Origin of the sequence: Mesorhizobium sp. M0816 (assembly GCF_040320005.1) — a bacterium.
Classification (GTDB): Bacteria; Pseudomonadota; Alphaproteobacteria; order Rhizobiales; family Rhizobiaceae; genus Mesorhizobium.
Map to the genome: position 1 here is coordinate 149,477 of NZ_JAMYOT010000002.1, position 19,261 is coordinate 168,737.

General features: G+C 62.7%; 19 protein-coding genes. 1 reads left to right on the forward strand and 18 read right to left on the reverse strand.

The genetic code is table 11. From position 1 onward, the window contains the following. Positions 1-78 precede the first annotated feature (78 nt). Genes NKI17_RS02920 through rimP form a run of 5 tightly spaced genes read right to left on the reverse strand, consistent with a single transcriptional unit; the run spans position 79 to position 6,196 of the window. On the reverse strand, positions 79-651 hold the full coding sequence (locus NKI17_RS02920) for a hypothetical protein (RefSeq protein WP_352905381.1): 573 nt from the start codon (positions 649-651) through the stop codon (positions 79-81). 16 nt (positions 652-667) lie between these two features. Beyond that, positions 668-3,235 carry a translation initiation factor IF-2 gene (infB, locus tag NKI17_RS02925; protein ID WP_352589066.1) on the reverse strand — a complete coding sequence of 856 codons (2,568 nt, stop codon included), beginning with the start codon at positions 3,233-3,235 and terminating at the stop codon, positions 668-670. Beyond that, the gene (locus NKI17_RS02930) at positions 3,232-3,882 is read right to left on the reverse strand and encodes an RNA-binding protein (protein ID WP_352905382.1); all 651 of its coding nucleotides are present in this window, start codon (positions 3,880-3,882) and stop codon (positions 3,232-3,234) included. Before NKI17_RS02930 ends, infB begins: the two co-directional genes overlap by 4 nt. Positions 3,883-3,920: 38 nt before the next feature. Continuing rightward, on the reverse strand, positions 3,921-5,516 hold the full coding sequence (gene nusA / locus NKI17_RS02935; RefSeq protein ID WP_023676901.1) for a transcription termination factor NusA: 1,596 nt from the start codon (positions 5,514-5,516) through the stop codon (positions 3,921-3,923). A gap of 47 nt (positions 5,517-5,563) precedes the next feature. Further along, positions 5,564-6,196: a ribosome maturation factor RimP gene (gene rimP / locus NKI17_RS02940; protein WP_023676900.1), complete on the reverse strand. Its 633-nt coding sequence runs from the start codon at positions 6,194-6,196 to the stop codon at positions 5,564-5,566. Positions 6,197-6,477: 281 nt separating this feature from the next. Between rimP and NKI17_RS02945 the strand changes: the two genes are divergently transcribed. Then, a complete protein-coding gene (locus tag NKI17_RS02945; RefSeq protein ID WP_352448601.1) occupies positions 6,478-6,642 on the forward strand; it encodes a hypothetical protein in 165 nt (54 codons plus the stop codon). A gap of 60 nt (positions 6,643-6,702) precedes the next feature. On the opposite strand, the gene trmB is transcribed toward NKI17_RS02945, so the two are convergent. From trmB to NKI17_RS03010, 13 genes are all read right to left on the reverse strand, one after another. Further along, positions 6,703-7,404, reverse strand: coding sequence for a tRNA (guanine(46)-N(7))-methyltransferase TrmB (gene trmB, locus NKI17_RS02950; protein WP_352576935.1), 702 nt, complete (start codon positions 7,402-7,404; stop codon positions 6,703-6,705). 11 nt (positions 7,405-7,415) lie between these two features. After that, positions 7,416-8,705: a methionine adenosyltransferase gene (metK, locus tag NKI17_RS02955; RefSeq protein WP_023676896.1), complete on the reverse strand. Its 1,290-nt coding sequence runs from the start codon at positions 8,703-8,705 to the stop codon at positions 7,416-7,418. Between the two features lie 330 nt (positions 8,706-9,035). Further along, positions 9,036-9,455: a helix-turn-helix domain-containing protein gene (locus NKI17_RS02960; protein ID WP_023676895.1), complete on the reverse strand. Its 420-nt coding sequence runs from the start codon at positions 9,453-9,455 to the stop codon at positions 9,036-9,038. A gap of 137 nt (positions 9,456-9,592) precedes the next feature. Further along, positions 9,593-11,179, reverse strand: coding sequence for an apolipoprotein N-acyltransferase (gene lnt / locus NKI17_RS02965; RefSeq protein WP_352576933.1), 1,587 nt, complete (start codon positions 11,177-11,179; stop codon positions 9,593-9,595). A gap of 93 nt (positions 11,180-11,272) precedes the next feature. Further along, complete coding sequence (locus tag NKI17_RS02970) at positions 11,273-11,743, reverse strand: VOC family protein (protein ID WP_352691034.1); 471 nt, start codon at positions 11,741-11,743, stop codon at positions 11,273-11,275. Positions 11,744-11,760: 17 nt separating this feature from the next. Further along, positions 11,761-12,834, reverse strand: coding sequence for a hemolysin family protein (locus NKI17_RS02975; protein ID WP_023676893.1), 1,074 nt, complete (start codon positions 12,832-12,834; stop codon positions 11,761-11,763). A gap of 28 nt (positions 12,835-12,862) precedes the next feature. Further along, positions 12,863-13,360 (reverse strand): rRNA maturation RNase YbeY, encoded by a 498-nt coding sequence (gene ybeY, locus NKI17_RS02980; RefSeq protein ID WP_023676892.1) that lies wholly within the window; start codon positions 13,358-13,360, stop codon positions 12,863-12,865. Positions 13,361-13,377: 17 nt separating this feature from the next. Then, entirely contained in the window at positions 13,378-14,427 is a 1,050-nt protein-coding gene (locus NKI17_RS02985) for a PhoH family protein (RefSeq protein ID WP_023676891.1), read from the reverse strand. Between the two features lie 26 nt (positions 14,428-14,453). Next, complete coding sequence (gene miaB, locus NKI17_RS02990) at positions 14,454-15,863, reverse strand: tRNA (N6-isopentenyl adenosine(37)-C2)-methylthiotransferase MiaB (RefSeq protein ID WP_023676890.1); 1,410 nt, start codon at positions 15,861-15,863, stop codon at positions 14,454-14,456. A 63-nt stretch (positions 15,864-15,926) separates the two neighbouring features. Next, positions 15,927-16,727 (reverse strand): lyso-ornithine lipid O-acyltransferase, encoded by an 801-nt coding sequence (gene olsA, locus NKI17_RS02995; RefSeq protein ID WP_023676889.1) that lies wholly within the window; start codon positions 16,725-16,727, stop codon positions 15,927-15,929. A gap of 21 nt (positions 16,728-16,748) precedes the next feature. Next, the gene (rimI, locus tag NKI17_RS03000; protein ID WP_023676888.1) at positions 16,749-17,243 is read right to left on the reverse strand and encodes a ribosomal protein S18-alanine N-acetyltransferase; all 495 of its coding nucleotides are present in this window, start codon (positions 17,241-17,243) and stop codon (positions 16,749-16,751) included. Continuing rightward, positions 17,243-17,995 (reverse strand): tRNA (adenosine(37)-N6)-threonylcarbamoyltransferase complex dimerization subunit type 1 TsaB, encoded by a 753-nt coding sequence (gene tsaB / locus NKI17_RS03005; protein ID WP_023676887.1) that lies wholly within the window; start codon positions 17,993-17,995, stop codon positions 17,243-17,245. Before tsaB ends, rimI begins: the two co-directional genes overlap by 1 nt. A gap of 159 nt (positions 17,996-18,154) precedes the next feature. Continuing rightward, the gene (locus tag NKI17_RS03010; protein WP_023676886.1) at positions 18,155-19,261 is read right to left on the reverse strand and encodes a DUF1513 domain-containing protein; all 1,107 of its coding nucleotides are present in this window, start codon (positions 19,259-19,261) and stop codon (positions 18,155-18,157) included.

Consider the following 19,261-nt stretch of genomic DNA (forward strand, 5'->3'; position numbering starts at 1 on the left):
AACCGCCTCAAGCCGCCCACTTAGCGCTGTTGAACTGGCTTGGCTACCCTTGGGAACCTGCGTTAATTGGTCCTCATTCTATGACCGAGCGTCAGCTACCCAGATTATTATTTTCGCAAGCGCATCGGCGGTAACGACATCTCTCGGGACAAAAACGAAACGGGTGCCGTCGTCAATAACGAAGAATAAATAATCGTTGCTGAGATGCATCCGTTCTATCTTTCGATTCTTTATCGAGCTCTCGTCCAAAAACTGGATAATATACCCGTCGAAAATCTTAACCGATTCAGCGATATTGCCAAGCTTCTTATTATTTGCCTTCCTTTTTAAAGGAACCAAAAAACTACGAGCTGTTATTATATATATTGCCCCCATAGCAATTGGGGCCAGAACGTAAATTGTCTCACTGGAAACCACGCCCTTTGCAAGGTACTCCAGCAGAGCGACGGCCAACGCAGATGTCCAGATAATCAAAAGAATTGCGGCTATCAAAATCAGCCAAGCAAGCCCTGTAAGAATCCAACGCCTGGATCGACCATACCTCAGATCGGAAAACGAACGCGCAGCACGTTTAAGCTGCGTATCATTTGTCTGGAAGGTATACTCCCATAGAGGGAACATACCTTCCAAATTTGGAACGTCCTGGCCCATATCGGTGCCAAGCGCTTTATAGCGTCCTGGTCACCATCTCGACGCGGAAGCACTCGATGACGTCACCGACGCGCATGTCCTCGTAGTTCTGGAAGGCCATGCCGCATTCCTGGCCGCCCGGAACTTCCGAAACCTCGTCCTTGAAGCGCTTCAGGGTCTTCAGCGTGCCTTCGTGGATGACGACGTTGTCGCGGATCAGGCGCACGCCCGCACCACGCTCGACCTTGCCTTCGGTGACACGGCAGCCGGCGATCTTGCCGACCTTGGTGATGTCGAAGATCTCGAGGATCTCGGCATTGCCGATGAAGGTCTCGCGACGCTCCGGCGAGAGCAGGCCGGAGAGCGCCGCTTTCACATCATCGACCAGATTGTAGATGATCGAATAGTAGCGGATCTCGATGCCGGCCGCAGCCGCGGCTGCGCGGGCCTGCGCATTGGCGCGAACGTTGAAGCCGATGATCGCAGCCCCCGAAGTTTCCGCCAGCGACACGTCGCTTTCGGTAATGCCGCCAGCCCCCGCATGGACGATGCGCGCACGCACCTCGTCGGTGCCGAGATTGTCGAGCGCGGCGTTGATCGCCTCGATCGAGCCCTGCACGTCGCCCTTGATGACCAGCGGGAATTCCTTCAATCCGCTGGTCTGCAACTGCGACATCATCTGTTCAAGCGAGCCGCGCTGGCCGGCATGCCTGGCCACCGCCTTCTCACGCGCCAGACGCTGGCGATATTCGGTGATCTCGCGGGCGCGGGCCTCGTTGTTGACCACGGCGAAGCGGTCGCCGGCCTGCGGCGTGCCTTGCAGGCCGAGCACCTCCACCGGCATTGCCGGCGGCGCTTCCTTGACCTGCTCGCCGCGATCATTGACGAGCGCGCGTACCCGGCCCCATTCGTTGCCGGCGACGAGAATGTCGCCCGGCATCAACGTGCCGGTCTGCACCAGCACGGTAGCGACTGGGCCGCGGCCCTTGTCGAGCTGGGCTTCGATGACCACGCCTTCGGCGGTGCGGTCCGGATTGGCCTTCAGGTCGAGGATTTCGGCCTGCAGCAGGATCGCTTCGAGCAACTTGTCGAGATTGATGCCCTTGGTCGCCGACACCTCGACATCCAGCACCTCACCGCCCATGGATTCGACGAACACCTCGTGGCGCAGCAGTTCCGAACGCACCTTCTGCGGGTCGGCGTCATGCTTGTCGATCTTGTTGATCGCCACAATGATCGGAACGCCGGCCGCCTTGGCGTGATTGATCGATTCGATCGTCTGCGGCATGACGCTGTCGTCAGCTGCCACCACGAGGATGGCGATATCGGTCGCCTGGGCACCGCGGGCACGCATCGCCGTGAAGGCGGCGTGGCCGGGCGTGTCGATGAAGGTAACCTTGTGACCGTTCTTCTCGACCTGATAGGCGCCGATATGCTGGGTAATGCCGCCGGCCTCGCCGGAGACGACGTTGGCATTGCGGATGGCATCGAGCAACGAGGTCTTGCCGTGATCGACATGGCCCATGATCGTTACCACCGGCGGACGCGGCTGCAGGTCCTCGGGACGATCGGCGATGTTGAACAAGCCCTCTTCGATGTCGGACTCGGCGACGCGGCGGACCGTGTGGCCAAATTCGGTGGCGACGAGTTCGGCCGTGTCGGCGTCGATGACGTCACCAGGCTTCAGGATCTGGCCCTGCTTCATGAAGAACTTGACCACGTCGACAGCGCGCTCGGACATGCGCTGCGCCAGCTCCTGGATGGTGATGGTTTCGGGCAGGATCACTTCACGCATGACTTTCTCGCGTGGCTCGTTATGCAACGCGCGCTTGAATTTCTCCTGACGGCGGCGCATCGACGAGAGCGAGCGGGCGCGCGCATCCTCGTCGGAAAGCGCCGAATTCAGCGTCAGCTTGCCGCGGCGGCGGTCTTCCTCGCCCTTGGTCGGTTTGGCCGGACGCGCCACTTCCGGCGTGACCAGACGGCGCACTGGTGCGCCGGCACCGGTCCGCTTCGGTTTGACCTCTTCCTCGTCATCGACTGTTGCCAGTTCGGCGGCGAGCGGCGCACGGCGGCGCGCCTCTTCCTCGGCACGGCGGCGGGATTCGGCCTCGGCTTGCAGCCGTGCCTCTTCCTCGGCCTGACGGCGAGCCGATTCCTCGCGCTCGCGGCGGCGGCGCTCTTCGTCCTCGCTGCGGCGCTTGGCTTCCTCGATGGCGCGCTGGCGATCCTCGACATCGCGGACCTTCGAGCCCTCGAGAGCCCGGCGGCGTGCTTCCATTTCCTGGCGCGACAACTCGTTCAGCACCATGCCGCCGCGTTCGACCGGCGGCGGAGGGGGAGGCGCCTTGGGAGCTTCCTGCACGGCGGGCGCTGCCGCGACCGGCTTCGGCGTGAAGACGGACACAGGCGCTGCCGCCGGCTCCGGCTTGTCGCCGGGCAGCGAGAACTTGCGCTTCTTGGTCTCGACGACCACCGACTTGGTGCGGCCGTGTGAGAAGTTCTGGCGCACCGTGCCCTGTTCCATACCGGGGCGCTTCAGCGTCAAGGTCTTCTTCGGCGTAACACTCAGCGTCTTGTCGTCGCCCGATTTCGTATCGCTCATTCCATATCCTCTGCGGCATCATCTTCGTCAGCAACGGCCGCAAGCATTGCCAGATCGTCCGGGGAACCGCCCCGATATCGGTCGAGCGCAACCATGCGCTTCTGGACCGCCCTGCCCGCGTCTCCCGCGAGGACGGCAGCATGTATCACATTTGTACCCCCCAATGCCAAGCTCAACTCGGCCTCGGAGAAAAGTTTGTAAGCGCGGATCGCAGGCCCGCCGAGGTGGACGGTTGCCCGTCGCGCCTGGCTTATCTTGCGGACGCCATCGTCGGAAGCCTCGGTCGCGTGGAGCACGAAAAGTGCAAGTCCGCCGCGCACGGCGCTCTCGACCTTGGTCGCTCCGAGCGCTGTGGCGCCCGCCTTGCGGGCCAGGCCAAGCATGCCCAGAGCGGACCTGGAAAGCAGCGCGTCGACCATGCCGCCAAGATCGGCCGGCACGCTCACCTGCGCCTTAAAAGCACGGGCAAACAGGTTTTTGGCCGCTGCCTTTTCTATATGTAGGCGGTCGGCCGTCACCCAGCAACCGCGGCCGGGCAGGTTTCTCTTGATGTCCGGAACGACGGCCGAATCCGGGCCGACGACGAAACGGATCAGTTCATCCGGTTCGGCTTGCCTGCGGGTGACGATGCAGGTGCGATCGTTCATCTCGTCCAAGGGCGGGTTCGGTGCGATGCGGTTTCACCTCACGCACCGACGGTTTCGTCAGCCGGCACGCCCTCGGCGGCAAGCTCGTCTTCGGTGATCCAGCCAGCCTTCAGGCGAGCGGCCAGGACCATCTGCTCGGCATCGGCGCGTGATACGCCGTGGTTGGCGAGCACACCCGGGAATACCTTCGTCTCGCCGTCCTTGCGTTCCTTCCAACCGGTCAGGTCGTCGGCGGCGTAGCCGGCGAAATCCTCAATCGTCTTCACGCCGTCCTCGCCGAGCGTCACCATCATGGCGGTGGTGATGCCGGGAATCTCGCGCAGCTCGTCCTTGACGCCGAGCGCCTTGCGCTTCTCGTCATGCTCGGCTTCGATCTTCTCCAGATATTCGCGGGCGCGAGTCTGGATTTCCGAAGCCGTGTCCTCGTCGAAGCCGTCGATCGACGCGATTTCGCCGGAGTCGACATACGCGACCTCCTCGACGCTGGTGAAGCCTTCGGAAGCGAGCACCTGGCCGACCATCTCGTCGACGTCGAGGGCTTCCATGAACAGCGACGACCGTTCGACGAATTCCTTCTGGCGGCGTTCGCTCTCTTCCTGCTCGGTCAGGATGTCGATATCCCAGCCGGTCAGCTGCGAGGCAAGACGGACGTTCTGGCCGCGGCGGCCGATGGCCAGCGACAGCTGATCGTCGGGAACGACGACCTCGATGCGCTCGGCATCCTCGTCGAGCACGACCTTGGCGACTTCCGCCGGCTGCAATGCATTGACAATGAAGGACGCCGCCGAAGGCGACCACGGAATGATGTCGATCTTCTCGCCCTGCAATTCACCGACGACCGCCTGGACGCGGCTGCCGCGCATACCGACGCAGGCACCGACCGGATCGATGGAGCTGTCGCGCGAGATGACAGCGATCTTGGCGCGCGAACCCGGATCGCGGGCGACCGACTTGATCTCGATGATGCCGTCGTAGATTTCCGGCACTTCCATGGTGAACAGCTTCGCCATGAACTGCGGATGGGTGCGCGACAGGAAGATCTGCGGGCCGCGCTGTTCGCGGCGCACGTCATAGACATAGGCACGGACGCGATCGCCATACTTGTAGTTTTCGCGCGGAATCAGCTCGTCGCGGCGGATGATCGCTTCGCCGCGGCCGAGATCGACGATGACGTTGCCGTATTCGACGCGCTTGACGGTGCCGTTGACGATCTCGCCGATACGGTCCTTGTATTCGTCATATTGCCGGTCGCGCTCGGCCTCGCGCACCTTCTGCACGATGACCTGCTTGGCGGACTGGGCGGCGATGCGGCCAAAATCCATCGGCGGTAGCTGTTCGGCAATGAAATCGCCGAGCTGGGCGTCCGGATTGCGCTCGCGCGCCGAGGAAATGGCAATCTGCGTCGCGTAGTCATCGACCTTCTCGACCACTTCCATCAGCCGCTGCAGCTTCATCTCGCCGGTGTTGGCATTGATGTCGGCGCGGATATTGGTTTCCTGGCCGTAGCGCGAGCGCGCGGCCTTCTGGATCGCATCGGCCATGGCGGCGATGACGATCGACTTGTCGATCGACTTTTCACGCGCGACCGCATCGGCGATCTGCAGCAGTTCAAGCCTGTTGGCGCTTACAACCATCTTCTTTCTCCCGAGCTTGTTGCCGACCTTTACGGCCGGCAGCCCAATCACATTTCCTGTTCGGTTTCGTCTTCCGCACCCTCTGGTGCGTCTTCGGGTTCGCCGCGGCGTTTCCTGGCTTCCTTGCGCGCCCGATTGTCCTTCGAGAGCGCATCGCGGATAAGGTCGTCGGTCAGAATCAGCCGCGCTTCGGCAATCGCATCGTAGGGAACACGTACCGTCGGCTCCTCGCCGTAAGCGGCCTTGTCACGCTCGATCAGCACACCGTCCGCGTCGCTTTCGGCGATCTTGCCCTTGAAGCGCTTACGGTCGGCGACGAGAACCGATGTTTCCATCTTCACCAGATGGCCGGTCCAGGCTGCAAAGTCCGATTTGCGGACCAGCGGCCGGTCGATGCCCGGCGACGACACTTCGAGATGATAAGCCTTCTCGATCGGATCATCGACATCGAGCGCCGGCGACACCGCCCGGCTGACCTCTTCACAATCCTCGACCGTCATGGTGCCGTCTTCGCGCTCGGCCATGATCTGCAGCGTCAGCCCGTTCTGGCCCGACAGGTGCACACGTACCAAGCGGAAACCAATGGCGCGCAGTACCGGCTGAACGATCAGCGCGATGCGCGCATCGATGCCGCTTTCGCGGATGATGCGGTCGTCGCCTTCGCTTGCCGTCACTGTCATTCGGTCCTGTCACTCGATTTCTGTTGGTCGGCAGGTAATAAAAAAGAGCGGGACCGGGTGGACCCACTCTTCGTCATAGCGACCAAGAATTTGAAGCTCATATAGACGATCGTGGTCCTCGTTTCAAGCCCGTCCTGCATGACGGCAAGGCTCCGAGTCCGCAGCGCTGCGCCAAATGCATGGCGCCCATGCAGTGATCCCCCTTTGAGCACCGGCCACACACGACTATCTATGTTGCATTGCACAATTGGAGCGCTCACTGCGCTCAAAAGGGTACCATCATGAACAATCGTGGATTTTTTTCAGCCATAGGCGATGTCTTTAGCGTGTTCGGCAGCGCCGTAGCCGCGTCGCGGGCTGTGGAAAGCGGTCGCAAGCCGCGTGCGCATGATCTGCGCAATCTCGGCATGGAGCCGGCAGCCTTCGACAAGATCCGTCGCTTCTGAGCCAAGTGAGCGCCGAGAGCCTTCGGCCCGCTCGCCTTGTGCTCAGCTCTACTTTCCCGCTTATTTCCGCACGAAGGTGAGATAGGCGGGCCGTCGGCCTTCGCGAATGGCCTTGGCCTCATAGCGCGTCCCCGGCCAGCCATCATAGGGCCGGTGCCAGTCGGCTGCTTCGCTTGCCTGCCACGTGAAGGCGTCGTGCGCCCGGCAATGCAGGAGCGTCCAGTTCACATAGCTATCGATATCGGACGCAAAGTGGAACTTTCCGCCGTGCTTCAGGACGCGCGCGAAGCGGTCGAGATTGACCGGGCTGACGAAGCGCCGCTTCCAGTGCTTCTTCTTCGGCCACGGATCCGGATAGAGAAGATCAATGCCGTCAAGCGAAGCCTGCGGCAGCCAGTCCAGCAGACGTGTGGCGTCGTCGTCATAGACGAGCAGATTGGCAAGCGGCCGCTCCCGGACCGCCATCATCATCTTGGCCATGCCGTTGACGAAAGGCTCGACGCCGATAAAGCCGGTCGCCTGGCTGGCCGTAGCACGGTGCAGAAGATGTTCGCCGCCGCCAAAACCGATTTCGAGCTGGACAGCCGAAACTTCGGCTTCGAAAAGGCTGCGCAAGTCGGCCGGCGGTTCAACCGTCAGATCGAGCCTGTAGGCGGCGAAGCCGCTCTCCAGCGCCGCTGCCTGTTGTGGTCGAATGGTCTTGCCGCGCCGGCGACCGAAAAAGGCCTCGGTCGCACGGCTTGGCCGGTCCTTCGGATCCATAGGCGCCGCGGTTAGGCGGCGACTGCTTCGGCGACCGGTTCGGCGAGAGCGTCCTTGAGCGCCTTGGCGAGATCGGTCTTCTCCCAGGAGAAGGATCCGTCGCGGCCGGCCTTGCGGCCAAAATGGCCGTAGGACGACGTCTTGGCATAGATCGGCTTGTTGAGATCGAGGTGGCGGCGGATGCCGGACGGCGACAGGTCCATCACGGCGCGCAGTGCACGCTCGAGTTTTGCCTCGTCGACCTTGCCGGTGCCGTGCAGGTCGACGTAGATCGACAGCGGCTGGGCGACACCGATCGCATAGGAAAGCTGGATGGTGCAGCGATCGGCGAGCTTTGCGGCAACCACGTTCTTGGCGAGATAACGCGCCGCATAGGCCGCCGAGCGGTCGACCTTGGTGGTGTCCTTGCCAGAAAAAGCGCCGCCGCCATGAGGCGCAGCCCCACCATAAGTGTCGACGATGATCTTGCGGCCGGTCAGGCCGGCGTCGCCATCAGGCCCGCCGATGACGAACTTGCCGGTCGGATTGATATACCAGTTGCAATTGTCGGCAATCTTCAGGTCGCCCAGTGCTTCGCGAATATAGGGCTCGACGACGTTGCGCACCTTCTTCGAATCCCACGTCTCATCGAGATGCTGGGTCGACAGCACGATCTGCGTCACTTCCGCCGCTTTGCCGTCGACATAGCGGACGGTGACCTGGCTCTTGGCATCCGGCCCGAGCCTGCCGGCATCACCGCTGCCTTCATGGCGCGCAGCCGCCAGCAATTCGAGGATCTTGTGGCTGTAATAGATCGGCGCCGGCATCAGGTCCGGGGTTTCGCGGCAGGCATAGCCAAACATGATGCCCTGGTCGCCGGCTCCCTCCTCGCCTTGCCGGTCGGAGGCGTTATCGACGCCTTGGCCGATATCCGGCGACTGGCCGTGCAGCAGGACCTCGATCTTGGCTGTCTTCCAGTGGAAACCGGCCTGCTCGTAGCCGATTTCGCGGATCGCCTTGCGAGCGACCGACTTGAACTTGGCCGGGTTGACAATCGGATGGCCGGCCGCATCCTTCAGGACGTTGCCCTCCTTGTCCTTCTTGAGCAGCGTCTCGGGGACGCGCACCTCGCCGGCGATGACAACGCGATTGGTCGTCGCAAGCGTCTCGCAGGCAACGCGGACCTTCCACGGGTCCATGCCGGTCTTTCTGGCTTCGCGATAGACGAGATCGACAATCTCGTCGGAGATGCGGTCGCAGACCTTGTCGGGATGGCCCTCGGCAACGGATTCCGAGGTGAAGAAGTAATTGTGCCGCGTCACGGGTGTCCCCTCTTGAAAAAAATATCGGCAGGCCGCCGATTTTGGCGCGCCAGTTGTTAACGGTGCCGGGCGTCGCTCGTCAAGCCATGCAGCCGTTCTGGCATGAATTTTGACGTTATTATCTTTGCATCCCGAGACGGCGGCAGGGCGCACTGCGATCAGCCCTTGCACCAACAGACTGAGGAAAACGGCTTCGAGGAAGCGTGTCGAGCGAAATCGACCTGCGCTTCAGCGCATCTGCGGAATGAACATCCCTCAATGCGCGCAGCCGCGAGAAATTGCATGCCCAGCTACGGCGACCCCTTCCTTGTTGAACTCTTCACGGGCCAGTCAATCGACTTCGTCGGTGGAAAGCGACTTCACCAGCTCGATGATCTTGCGGCGCACTTTCACGTCGGCGATCTTGACGAAGGCGCGATTCAGCTGGAGGCCTTCCGGGCTGCCGCAGAATTCGACGGCGGAGGTCATCGAAGCATCCTCGGCAAATCCACGGTTGCCCACGGGCTCCTGACCGGGCGCATCCTCGAAAAAGAAGGCGACGGGGACGCCGAGTATGGAGGCGATTGCCTGCAAACGGCTGGCGCCGACGCGATTGGTGCCCTTTTCGTACTTTTGGATCTGCTGGAACGTTATGCCGAGGTTTTCACCCAGTTTTTCCTGGCTCATTCCCAGCATATTGCGGCGAAGCCGGATGCGGCTTCCGACGTGGATGTCGATCGGATTCGGCTTTTTCTTGTTTTCTTCTGTCATTTTTTCCTCGCCGAATTTTTCCGGCTTTTTCTATTTTGCTGCCCAAACGACGCCGCGGCCCGTGCCCCAACAGAACGACCTTATCGACTTCGAAAATTTTCAGGCGCTTACAGTATGAGTTTCTAATGTGTCGGCTGTCAATTCGCCCGTAGCCTTTGCCTTACGTTCAAAATGCATGCCGCAACGGCAAGCAAAAACATGATCAGCATTCCGTTAATGCGTCGCTGGCCGGAGGAAACGATGGCTTGGTTGGAGATCGGCACCCGCACATCGATCGCGCCGCGTGCATCGATTGCCAGCGCGTCGACGATGCGACCGCGCGGGTCGACAACGGCCGAAATGCCGTTATTAGCCGCGCGCAACAGGGGCACCCCATTCTCCACCGCCCGGATCTGCGCCTGCCTGAAGTGCTGGTACGGCCCCGGCGTGTCGCCGAACCAGGCGTCATTGGTGACGTTCACAATAAGCTCGGCTGACGTTGCGTCAACTGCGACCAGATCGGGAAAGATGACCTCATAGCAAATAAACGGCAGCGCCCGGATACCGCCGGGCAGCGCGATCGGATGCCGCTCATTGCCCGCCGCGAAGGTCATTGGACCGGCAACAAGCTGCTCAAGCCCGAAGCGGCCGAGCAGATCGGCGAAAGGCAGGTATTCGCCGAAGGGTACCAGGTGGACCTTGTCGACGGCATCGACGATTTCGCCCCTTTCGTCGATCGCCACCACAGAGTTGTAGTAACGGCTGCCGGCCGCCGAGCCGCCTTCCTCGCGAACGACGCCGGCGACCAGCATCTGGCCATCGCCAAGCATCTCTCCGATCGCAGGCAGGGCATCCGGACGTTCGGTGAACAGAAACGGCACGGACGTCTCCGGCCACAGGATCAATTGCGGCCTGTCATGGCCGGGTTCCGGCGCCTTGGCCGAAAGCCCCATCATGGTGGCGAAGATACGGTCACGCACCGAGGTATCCCATTTTTCCGTAAGGTCGACGGCAGGCTGCACGATACGGACGTCAAGGCTGCGGGCGGCCGGCTTTTCGGGGGCGGCGAGCCGGATATAGCCGAAGCCGGCATGGGCGGCGACGAGAACGACAAGCAATGCCGCGCCGAGGCGGAGATGCCGGCGCGCCGCAAGCAGCGCCGGCAGCGCAAAGACGAAGACCGCAAGCGCGTCCATGCCGACCATGCCGGTCACCGAGACGCTCTGCATCAGCAAAGGTACCGGCATCGCCGCATAGCCGACGGCATTCCACGGAAAGCCGGTGAACAGGAAGCCGCGCAGCCATTCCGCCAAGGCAAAGCCGAAGGCAAGTGCCGCGATGCGGCCGATGTCATTGCTCCACAACAGCCGGGCGACCACAGCGGCGAAGCCATAGAAGAAGGCGAGCGCGAGGGGGATGCCGACCACCGCGAACGGCAAGGCCCAGGCAAAGCTGTCGGCCTCGACCAGCAGCGCCGAGCCGACCCACCAGAGACCGGCAAGAAAGTAGCCGAAACCGAACCACCAGCCGATGGCGAAAGCCGGCAGCAAGCGCCGCAGAAAACCGTCCGAGGCTTCGCCGGTCGCGCCGTCGAGTAGCCACACCAGCAGGGGAAACGAAACGAAACAGACGGCGAAGAAATCGTACGGCGCCTGGGCAAGAACCGCCAGCGCCCCGGCAAGAAACGCAACCAGCGCGCGCCGCCAGCCCCAAAGCAGAATTATCCGGCCGGCCTGGCGCTCCATCTATGCTTCCGAGTCGTGCGAATCAGGAAGCAAGATTTATCAGGCCGCGGCCTTGGCTCCAAACCGGATAAGAGCGAACAAGTCCGCTCATAGCTATCGATGCCAGCCTTCGATCTTCAGTCCGCCCAGCCGCTCAGCCTCTTCGCGTGGGACGGAGCGGACAGTCTGGGAAAAGGTCCAGATATGGCCTTCAGGATCGCGCGCCCTGTACTGCCGTTCACCGTAGAGCTGGTCGGCAGGCCCCTCGACGATCTCGGCTCCCGCCGCCCTTGCACGATCGCAGTGGGCATCTATCCCGTCCTTGAGACGTACATAGACCGACTGCGTGTTCTTGCCTGCAACTGAAGCCGGGCTGGCTATAGGGTCGGCCCATTCGGAATCGACGATGATATAGCCGTCGCCGAACCGCATCTCGGAATGGACGAGCCTGCCATTAGCATCGCTGACCACCATGCTCGGCTCGAAGCCGAAAGCCTTTTCAAGCCATGTCAATGCGGCCCGCGGATTCTGGTAGAAGACACCCGAGCCCAAGGTTGAGTGCTTGAACGGGTCCTCAACCGGCATCGGGCAAGCCGCGTCCTTCAAGCCTGCTCGGTGCGGACGGCGCGGCGGCGGCGCTCGCCCTTCAGGGTCTCGACGATGCGCACGCGCTTGACGCGGCGTGGGTCGGCGTCGAGCACATGAAACTCGAAGCCGGGTATGGCCTGCACCACTTCGCCGCGCGCCGGCACCCGGCCAAGCGTGTTGAAGATCATGCCGCCGATCGTGTCGACATATTCACCGTGCTCGCCGGCGGCGAAATCCTCGCCGATCATCTTGGCGACGTCGTCGATCTCGGCCTTGCCGTCGACGATGAAGACGCCTTCGCCGGCCTGGGTAATCATCGGCTCGTCCTCGTCATGCTCGTCCTCGATGTCGCCGACCACCATCTCGACGATGTCCTCGAGCGAGACGAGACCGTCAGTACCGCCATATTCGTCGATGACCAAAGCCATCTGGGTCCGCGTCGTCTGCATCCGCCCCATCAGGTCGGAGGCGAGCATCGACGGCGGCACGAACAGCACCGGTCGGATCAGGTTGAGATCGCCGATGGTGCGCGCCAGATCGACCTGAGCGAGATCGAGAACCGTCGCGACCGGAGTTTTCCTTGTCGTCCTGCCCTTTCTGACGCGGGCGACCTTGGTGATGTGCGCCAGCACGTCGCGGATATGAACCATGCCGCGCGGATCGTCGAGCGTCTCCGAATAGACCGGCATGCGGGAATGGCCGGACTGCTCGAACAGCCCCAGAAGATCACCCAGCTTCGTGGTGATCTCGACCGCCTCGATGTCGGCGCGCGGCACCATGACGTCCTCGACGCGCACTTCGCGCAGGCGCAGGATGTTGTTGAGCATGGCGCGTTCGCCAGGCGAGAAGGATTCTGCATCGCTCGCCGTTTCGGCAAGCGCACCGGCAATCTCCTCGCGCAGGCTGGTGCCGTTGCGGTGCCTGAAAAGCCCGAGCACGCGATCAAACAGGGAAGGACCGGCAGGCGATGCCTCGCTGGCGAAGCTGCCGGTCGAGGTACTCGGACTCGAGCCCTCTTCCGTCGTTTCGGAAGGCTTGATCACACTGCCGGCGTCGGAGCGGGCGGCAGTCTCTGGTTTGTCGTTCATCATCGTCCGGTCAATTGGTCTTTTGTAATTACGTGTAGGGATCGGGAATGGCAAGCCTCGCAAGTGCTGCGCGCTCTGTCGCTTCCATCAGTTCCGCTTCGGCATCGGTTTCGTGATCATAGCCCAGCAAATGCAGCAGGCCATGGATGACGAGATGGGAGATATGGTCCTCGATGGGCTTGTCTTCCAGTGCCGCCTCGCGCGCGACAGTCTCGGCGGCCAGCACGATGTCGCCGAGCATCGGCGGCAGAGGCCCGCCCCTGGCAAACGGAAAAGCCGGAAAAGACAGGACGTTGGTCGGCTTGTCCTTGCCGCGCCAGCCGGCATTGAGCGTACGGATATGGGCATCGTCGGAAAAGACGATGCTGAGCTCGGAACGGCCGTCGGCACCGGTTTCGGCAAAGCCGGCCGAGACGGCGTGGTCGACCAGCCGCGTCAGCGTCGTCTCGTCGGGCCAGTCGCCCGCCTCGATCGCGATGTCGATCTCGACGGGAAGCGGCCCCCCCGCCTTTTGCTCCTCAGCCATGCGGCCGCATAATCATATCAGCTTTCGACACCCAGGCCCCTGGCCAGCTTGCCGTCGCGGTCATAGGCCTTGACGATCTCGGCGACCAGCGGATGCCTGACGACGTCGCCTTCGTTGAAGCGGACCGTCACCATGCCGGTGACGCCGTCGAGGATTCTCAGCGCCTCGACCAGGCCGGACTTGGTGTTTGGCGGCAGATCGATCTGGGTCGGATCACCGGTGACGATCATGCGCGAGTTCTCGCCGAGGCGGGTCAGGAACATCTTCATCTGCATCGGCGTAGTGTTCTGCGCCTCGTCGAGTATGACGGCAGCGTGCGCCAGCGTACGGCCGCGCATGAACGCCAGCGGCGCGATCTCGATGACCTCGGCGGCAATCGCCCGCTCGACCTTGTCGGCCGGCATCATGTCGTAGAGCGCGTCATAGAGCGGCCGCAGATAGGGATCGACCTTCTCCTTCATGTCACCCGGCAGAAAGCCAAGCCGTTCGCCCGCCTCGACCGCGGGGCGCGACAGCACGATGCGTTCGACCATGCCGCGTTCGAGCAGCATTGCCGCATGCGCCACCGCCAGATAGGTCTTTCCGGTGCCGGCCGGGCCGATGCCGAAGACGAGTTCCGACCGCTCCAGCGCGCGCATGTAGGCGTCCTGGTTGAGCGAGCGGGCATAGATGGTCTTCTTGCGCGTCGATATCTGGGCGGCGGACACCTTGCCCTTGCGCTCCAGCGTCGGCAGCGTCAGCTGGTCGTCGCTGGCGATCGCCATGCGCACGGCGCCGTCGACATCGGACTGGCCGATGTCGGTGCCTTTCTGCAGAATGCCGTAAAGATTGTCCAAGGCGCGGCGTGCCTGCTCGGCGGCCGAGGAAGAGCCCTTGATGGTCAATTGATTGCCGCGCGAGCGGATATCGACGCCGAGCTTCTGCTCGAGTCGGGCCAGATTCTCGTCGAACTGGCCGTAAAGGGCGCTGGCAAGCTTGTTGTTGTCGAAAGTCAGTACGATGTGCGCGATATCCGAGGCCCCCGAGGGTAGGTTCTGGGGCAGGTTCTTCACTTCAGCAGCGCTCAACCGTCTCTCCTCATCTGCCGAGACCTTCAGGCCAATTCGGCGAACAGGCTGTTGTAGCCCGTCTTCGTGATTCGTACCTGGATAATGTCACCGATTTCGCCGGCCTTTTCATCAACAATAACCGGCTGCAGCCAGGGCGAGCGGCCAACCTTCTGGCCGGCCTGGCGGCCCGGCTTTTCGATCAGCGTGTCGATGGTCCTGCCGACCAGGCTGGTGCCGAAATCCTGCTGCTGTTTCAGCAGCAGCGCCTGCAGCCGCTGCAGGCGCTCGTCCTTGACGGCCTCCGGCACGTGATCGCTCATCTCGGCGCCCGGCGTGCCGGGGCGCGGCGAATATTTGAACGAAAAGGCCGAGGCATAGTTGACGTCTTCGACCAACTGCATGGTCGCCTCGAAATCCGCTTCCGTCTCACCGGGAAAGCCGACAATAAAATCGCCGGACAGTGCGATGTCGTTCCGTGCGGCACGGATGCGGTCGATCAACGTCAGATAGTCCTTGGCCATATGCCTGCGGTTCATCGCCTTGAGTATGCGGTCGGAGCCGGACTGCACCGGTAAATGTAGATAGGGCATCAGCGTCGGCAAATCACGATGGGCGGCGATCAATTCATCCTCCATGTCGCGCGGATGACTGGTCGTGTAGCGCAGCCGCGCCAGGCCTGGAATCTCGGCCAGCCTGAACAGCAGTCGGCCAAGGCCCCATTCCCCGCCGTTTTCGCCTCTTCCATGCCAGGCATTGACGTTCTGGCCGAGCAGCGTCAGCTCGCGCACGCCGGCATCCGCCAGGCGCTCGGCCTCGGCGACGATCTGTGCCACCGGCCGCGAGACTTCCGAGCCGCGCGTATAGGGCACGACACAGAAGGTGCAGAACTTGTCGCAGCCTTCCTGAACGGTCAAGAACGCCGTCACGCCGCGCCTGATCAGTTCGGCGCGCTTCGGCTGCGGCAGATACTCGAACTTGTCCTCGACGGCATAGTCGGTCTCGACGATCTTTTCGCCGCCACGCGCCCTCGCCAGCACACCGGGCAGCCGGTGGTAGGTCTGCGGGCCGATGACCAGGTCGACGGCCGGCGAGCGGCGGATGATCTCGGCACCCTCGGCCTGCGCCACGCAGCCGGCGACGCCGACCAGCATTTCGCGCCCGGCCTTTGCACGCTCGGCCTTCAACTCACGGATGCGCCCAAGTTCGGAATAGACCTTTTCCGCCGCTTTCTCGCGGATGTGGCAGGTGTTGAGCAGCACCAGATCGGCCTCGCCGATAGCGTCTGTCGCGGCATAGCCGTCGGCCGCCAGCGCATCGGTCATGCGCTGCGAATCGTAAACATTCATCTGGCAGCCATAGGTCTTGACGAAGACCTTTCTGGTCGCGGCAGGCGGAACGACCAGGTCTTCGGCGGCAGCGCCGATGTCGTCGCGTTCTATCGTGTTCAATTCCATTTCGCGGCTTCTAGCGCCTTTCCCCGACAAAAAACAGACGAATCTGGCCGGAACCTGCGCAGCCTACCGGCTCGGACGCGGTTCGGCGAGCGCCGCTTGTACCATCTCGCGTACCTGGCGTTCCATCTGCTTTGCTGTCTCCTTGCGGCTGGAGCCCTTGGAGAAAGCAATCGCCTCGCCAAAATGCACCTCGACGTCGAGGGCGCCCTCGGCCATCAGCACCTTGAGGTGCGGCATCAGCTCCTCGTCGCCGATCCAGGCGGCAACCGGCCGATGCCGGCGGCCGAGCGGCACGCCATGCAGGCGCGTATAGACGATCGCCACCGGCTGGATGAAGACCTGTTCGGCCGCCCCTTCCGCAATCGCCATTGTAGCGGCGCCGAACAGCGTGCTCTTGAACGGCAGGATCATGTTGCCGTCGCCGGTCGAGCCTTCGGCAAACAGCACCATGGCGTCGCCCTTGGCCATGCGGCCGGCGATCTCGCTCGCCTGGTCGCCCGACGAACGCTTACGCTCACGTTCGATGAAGACCGTGCGTTGCAGCTTCGACAGCATGCCGATCAACGGCCAGCCGGCCATGTCGGCCCTGGCGATGAACGTCACGTCGACCATCGACCCCAGCACCATGATGTCGGTCCAGGAGATGTGGTTGGACGCAACCAGCAATGGGCGTTGTTCGGACAGAGTCCCCTTGACATGGATGCGCAGCCCCAGCGTCCTGACGATCATCCTGTGCCAGATTTTCAGGATGAAGGTCTCGCGCCAGAGCCCGGTCCGCATCGACAATATCTGCAGCGGCACAAGCACCAGCGAGCCGACGACAACCAGCCCCAGGGCCAGGAAAATCCTGATTTTTCCGATCATCCGCACCACCCCGGCGTTTGGCTAGCGAAGATCGCGGCGCATGACAAGCGCGCCGGTCGGGCCGTGCTCCGGCGACTTGTAATAGTTGGCGCGCTTGCCGACCTCGCGGAAGCCGAACCGCCGGTAGAGCGCGATCGCGGCGACATTGGTCTCGTCGACCTCGAGGAAAAGCGCCTCGGCGCGCTGTGCGTGCAGTTCGCGCAGCACCGCATCCATCAATTGCCAGCCGAGCCCCCGGCGCCGATGCGAGCGTGCCACCGCGACCGTCAGGATCTCGCCCTCGCCGGCCGCGAGCCGCGCCAGCACGAAGCCGACCGGCGGCTTGGCACCCTGTCCGGTCTCGCGCGCGGCATAGCCGAACACCGTGTCCTGCTCGAGCAGCGCGGCGAATTCGTCGTCGGTCCACGGCCGCGCGAAATCCTCGCGATGCAGCACCGACATGGCCGCGCTATCGGCAACCGTCAACGGCTCGAGCGCATAGTCCCTGCGGCGCGACTGGAGGAAAGGAATGCGCATCAGGACTTGTTTCCGTTTGGACCATGATCTTTTCCCAAAACCGGTTTCCACTTTTTGGGATCATGGTCTTGCCTCGATAGAATAAAGCCTGCCTGAGGCTTTGCGTCGGCGCCGCGCAGATAGAGTGGTTTCGGCTTTTCGCCCTCGCCCTTTTTACCGGCACGTTGGGCGGCGGCCAGCCGGGCATAGACGGCGATGTCGGCGGTGGCCGCTGTCGCGCCGACGTCGAAGGCGCGCCCGGCCGAGGCGGCAATTTGCGTTGCCGCCGTACCGGCCAGAACCGCGGAGCTGTCAACCGCCTTGGCGGCGGCTTGCGAGAGCGTGGTCACCGAGGGACCGTAAATCAAAACGGATGCTTCATCGTAAAGTGCCGCATGGATCTCCTCGCGACCTGCATCGAGCGCGGCGAGCACGGCGCGACCGGGAAATGCCGCTCTCGCTTGCGCCGCCAGGGCCTCCAGAGTCGTCACGCCGATCGCCGGGATTTTCAGCGCCAGCGCAAGGCCGCGCGCCGCCGAGACGCCGACGCGCAGACCGGTGAAGGAGCCCGGACCCGTCGAAACGGCAATGGCGCCGAGGCCGGAATAGTCGGTTCTGCTGGTCCCCAACGCCTTTTCGATGACACCCATCAGATGCTCGGCATGACCCTTACCGAGATCGAGCACCGAACGGCCGAGTTCTTTCCCGGCCGCCGCGTCGTAGACGCAGGCGGCGCAGAGATTGGCGGCACAGTCGATGGCAAGCAATTTCATGAAGCGGCCGGTTGAGACAGTTTCGAAAACAACTTCCCTCTGCCCGCCAGGGCTGATCCCCGCAAGGGAATAATGGATAAATCGTCAGGCGACTTGGCTTCGGCGCGGGTCCAAGAATGTAAGTTCCAACGCACGCAATCGCCACAATAGGTATCGGGACTAGCCGACCTGCTCGATACGCAGCACGTGATTGTCCCAGACATAGTCCGGCTCGGAACGTATCGAGCCACCGGACTCGACGATATCGCCGGCGCCGGTCGTCGCCATGAAGCTTTCCCCATCGGCTGCAACGCCGCAAACCTCGACCAGCGCCTTGGTGGCGACGATGCGGCCGCTGGCCGCGTCGATCACAGCAAGCGAATTGCCCTCAGGCGAAGACACGGCGATGGTGCCGGCGGCAGGGTTGGCGGCGACCGAGCCGATATAATTCCTGAAGCCGGAGAGCACATCCTGCGACATATCGAGCAATTGCAAGTCCTTGCCGCGCGGCGCGCGGCCAACCAGCGGGGGACGATCGGTACCCGGCCCCCTGTACTGGCAGCCGAACCAGACGGTGCCGGACCGGTCGGCATCCATATGGCGGATCGACAATTGGTGCAGCGCCGGCGGCAATTCGTGCTTTTCGGTGAGATCTCCGGTAAGGCGGTCGACCAGAACGTAGGAAGGCTTCATCGTTGCGATGTTGAGCTCGGCGCGGCCATAATCCGGATGCGTCTCGATGCCGCCATTGGCCACAGCAATCGTCCTGCCGTCGGAAAGCAGCAACAGCTCGTGCGGGCCTGTGCCGTAGGTCGGGAACTCGCCGATGCGCTTGAATTTCGCATGCGCGTCATAGACGCCGACGACGCCGGCGGCATTGTCGAAATCGTTCTCGGTTGCGTAGAGCAGCGTGCCATCGGCCGAGAACACGCCATGGCCGAAGAAATGCCGGCCGGCAACGCTGGCAATGGTGCGCGGTTCACCGCGGCCGGTATGGTCGAAGACGACAGCAAAGGTGCCCGGCTGCCTGGCAAACACCACCGAACGCTTGGACACCGGGTCGAAGGTAACGTCGTGACCCCGATCGGGCAGATCGATCGTGTGCAACAACTTGCCGGCCTCGGACAGGACGGCCGCGCCATAGCTGCCGTCGCGCTTGACGAAAGCGGTGGCGAAGACCGCGTCGGCGTCGAGTGTCTTTGCCCAGGCCGACGGCGCCATCGCCGCTACGAAACCAGCGCCGGCGGCCCTCAGGAAATCGCGCCGATCGATCAGCGGCGTCCTCAT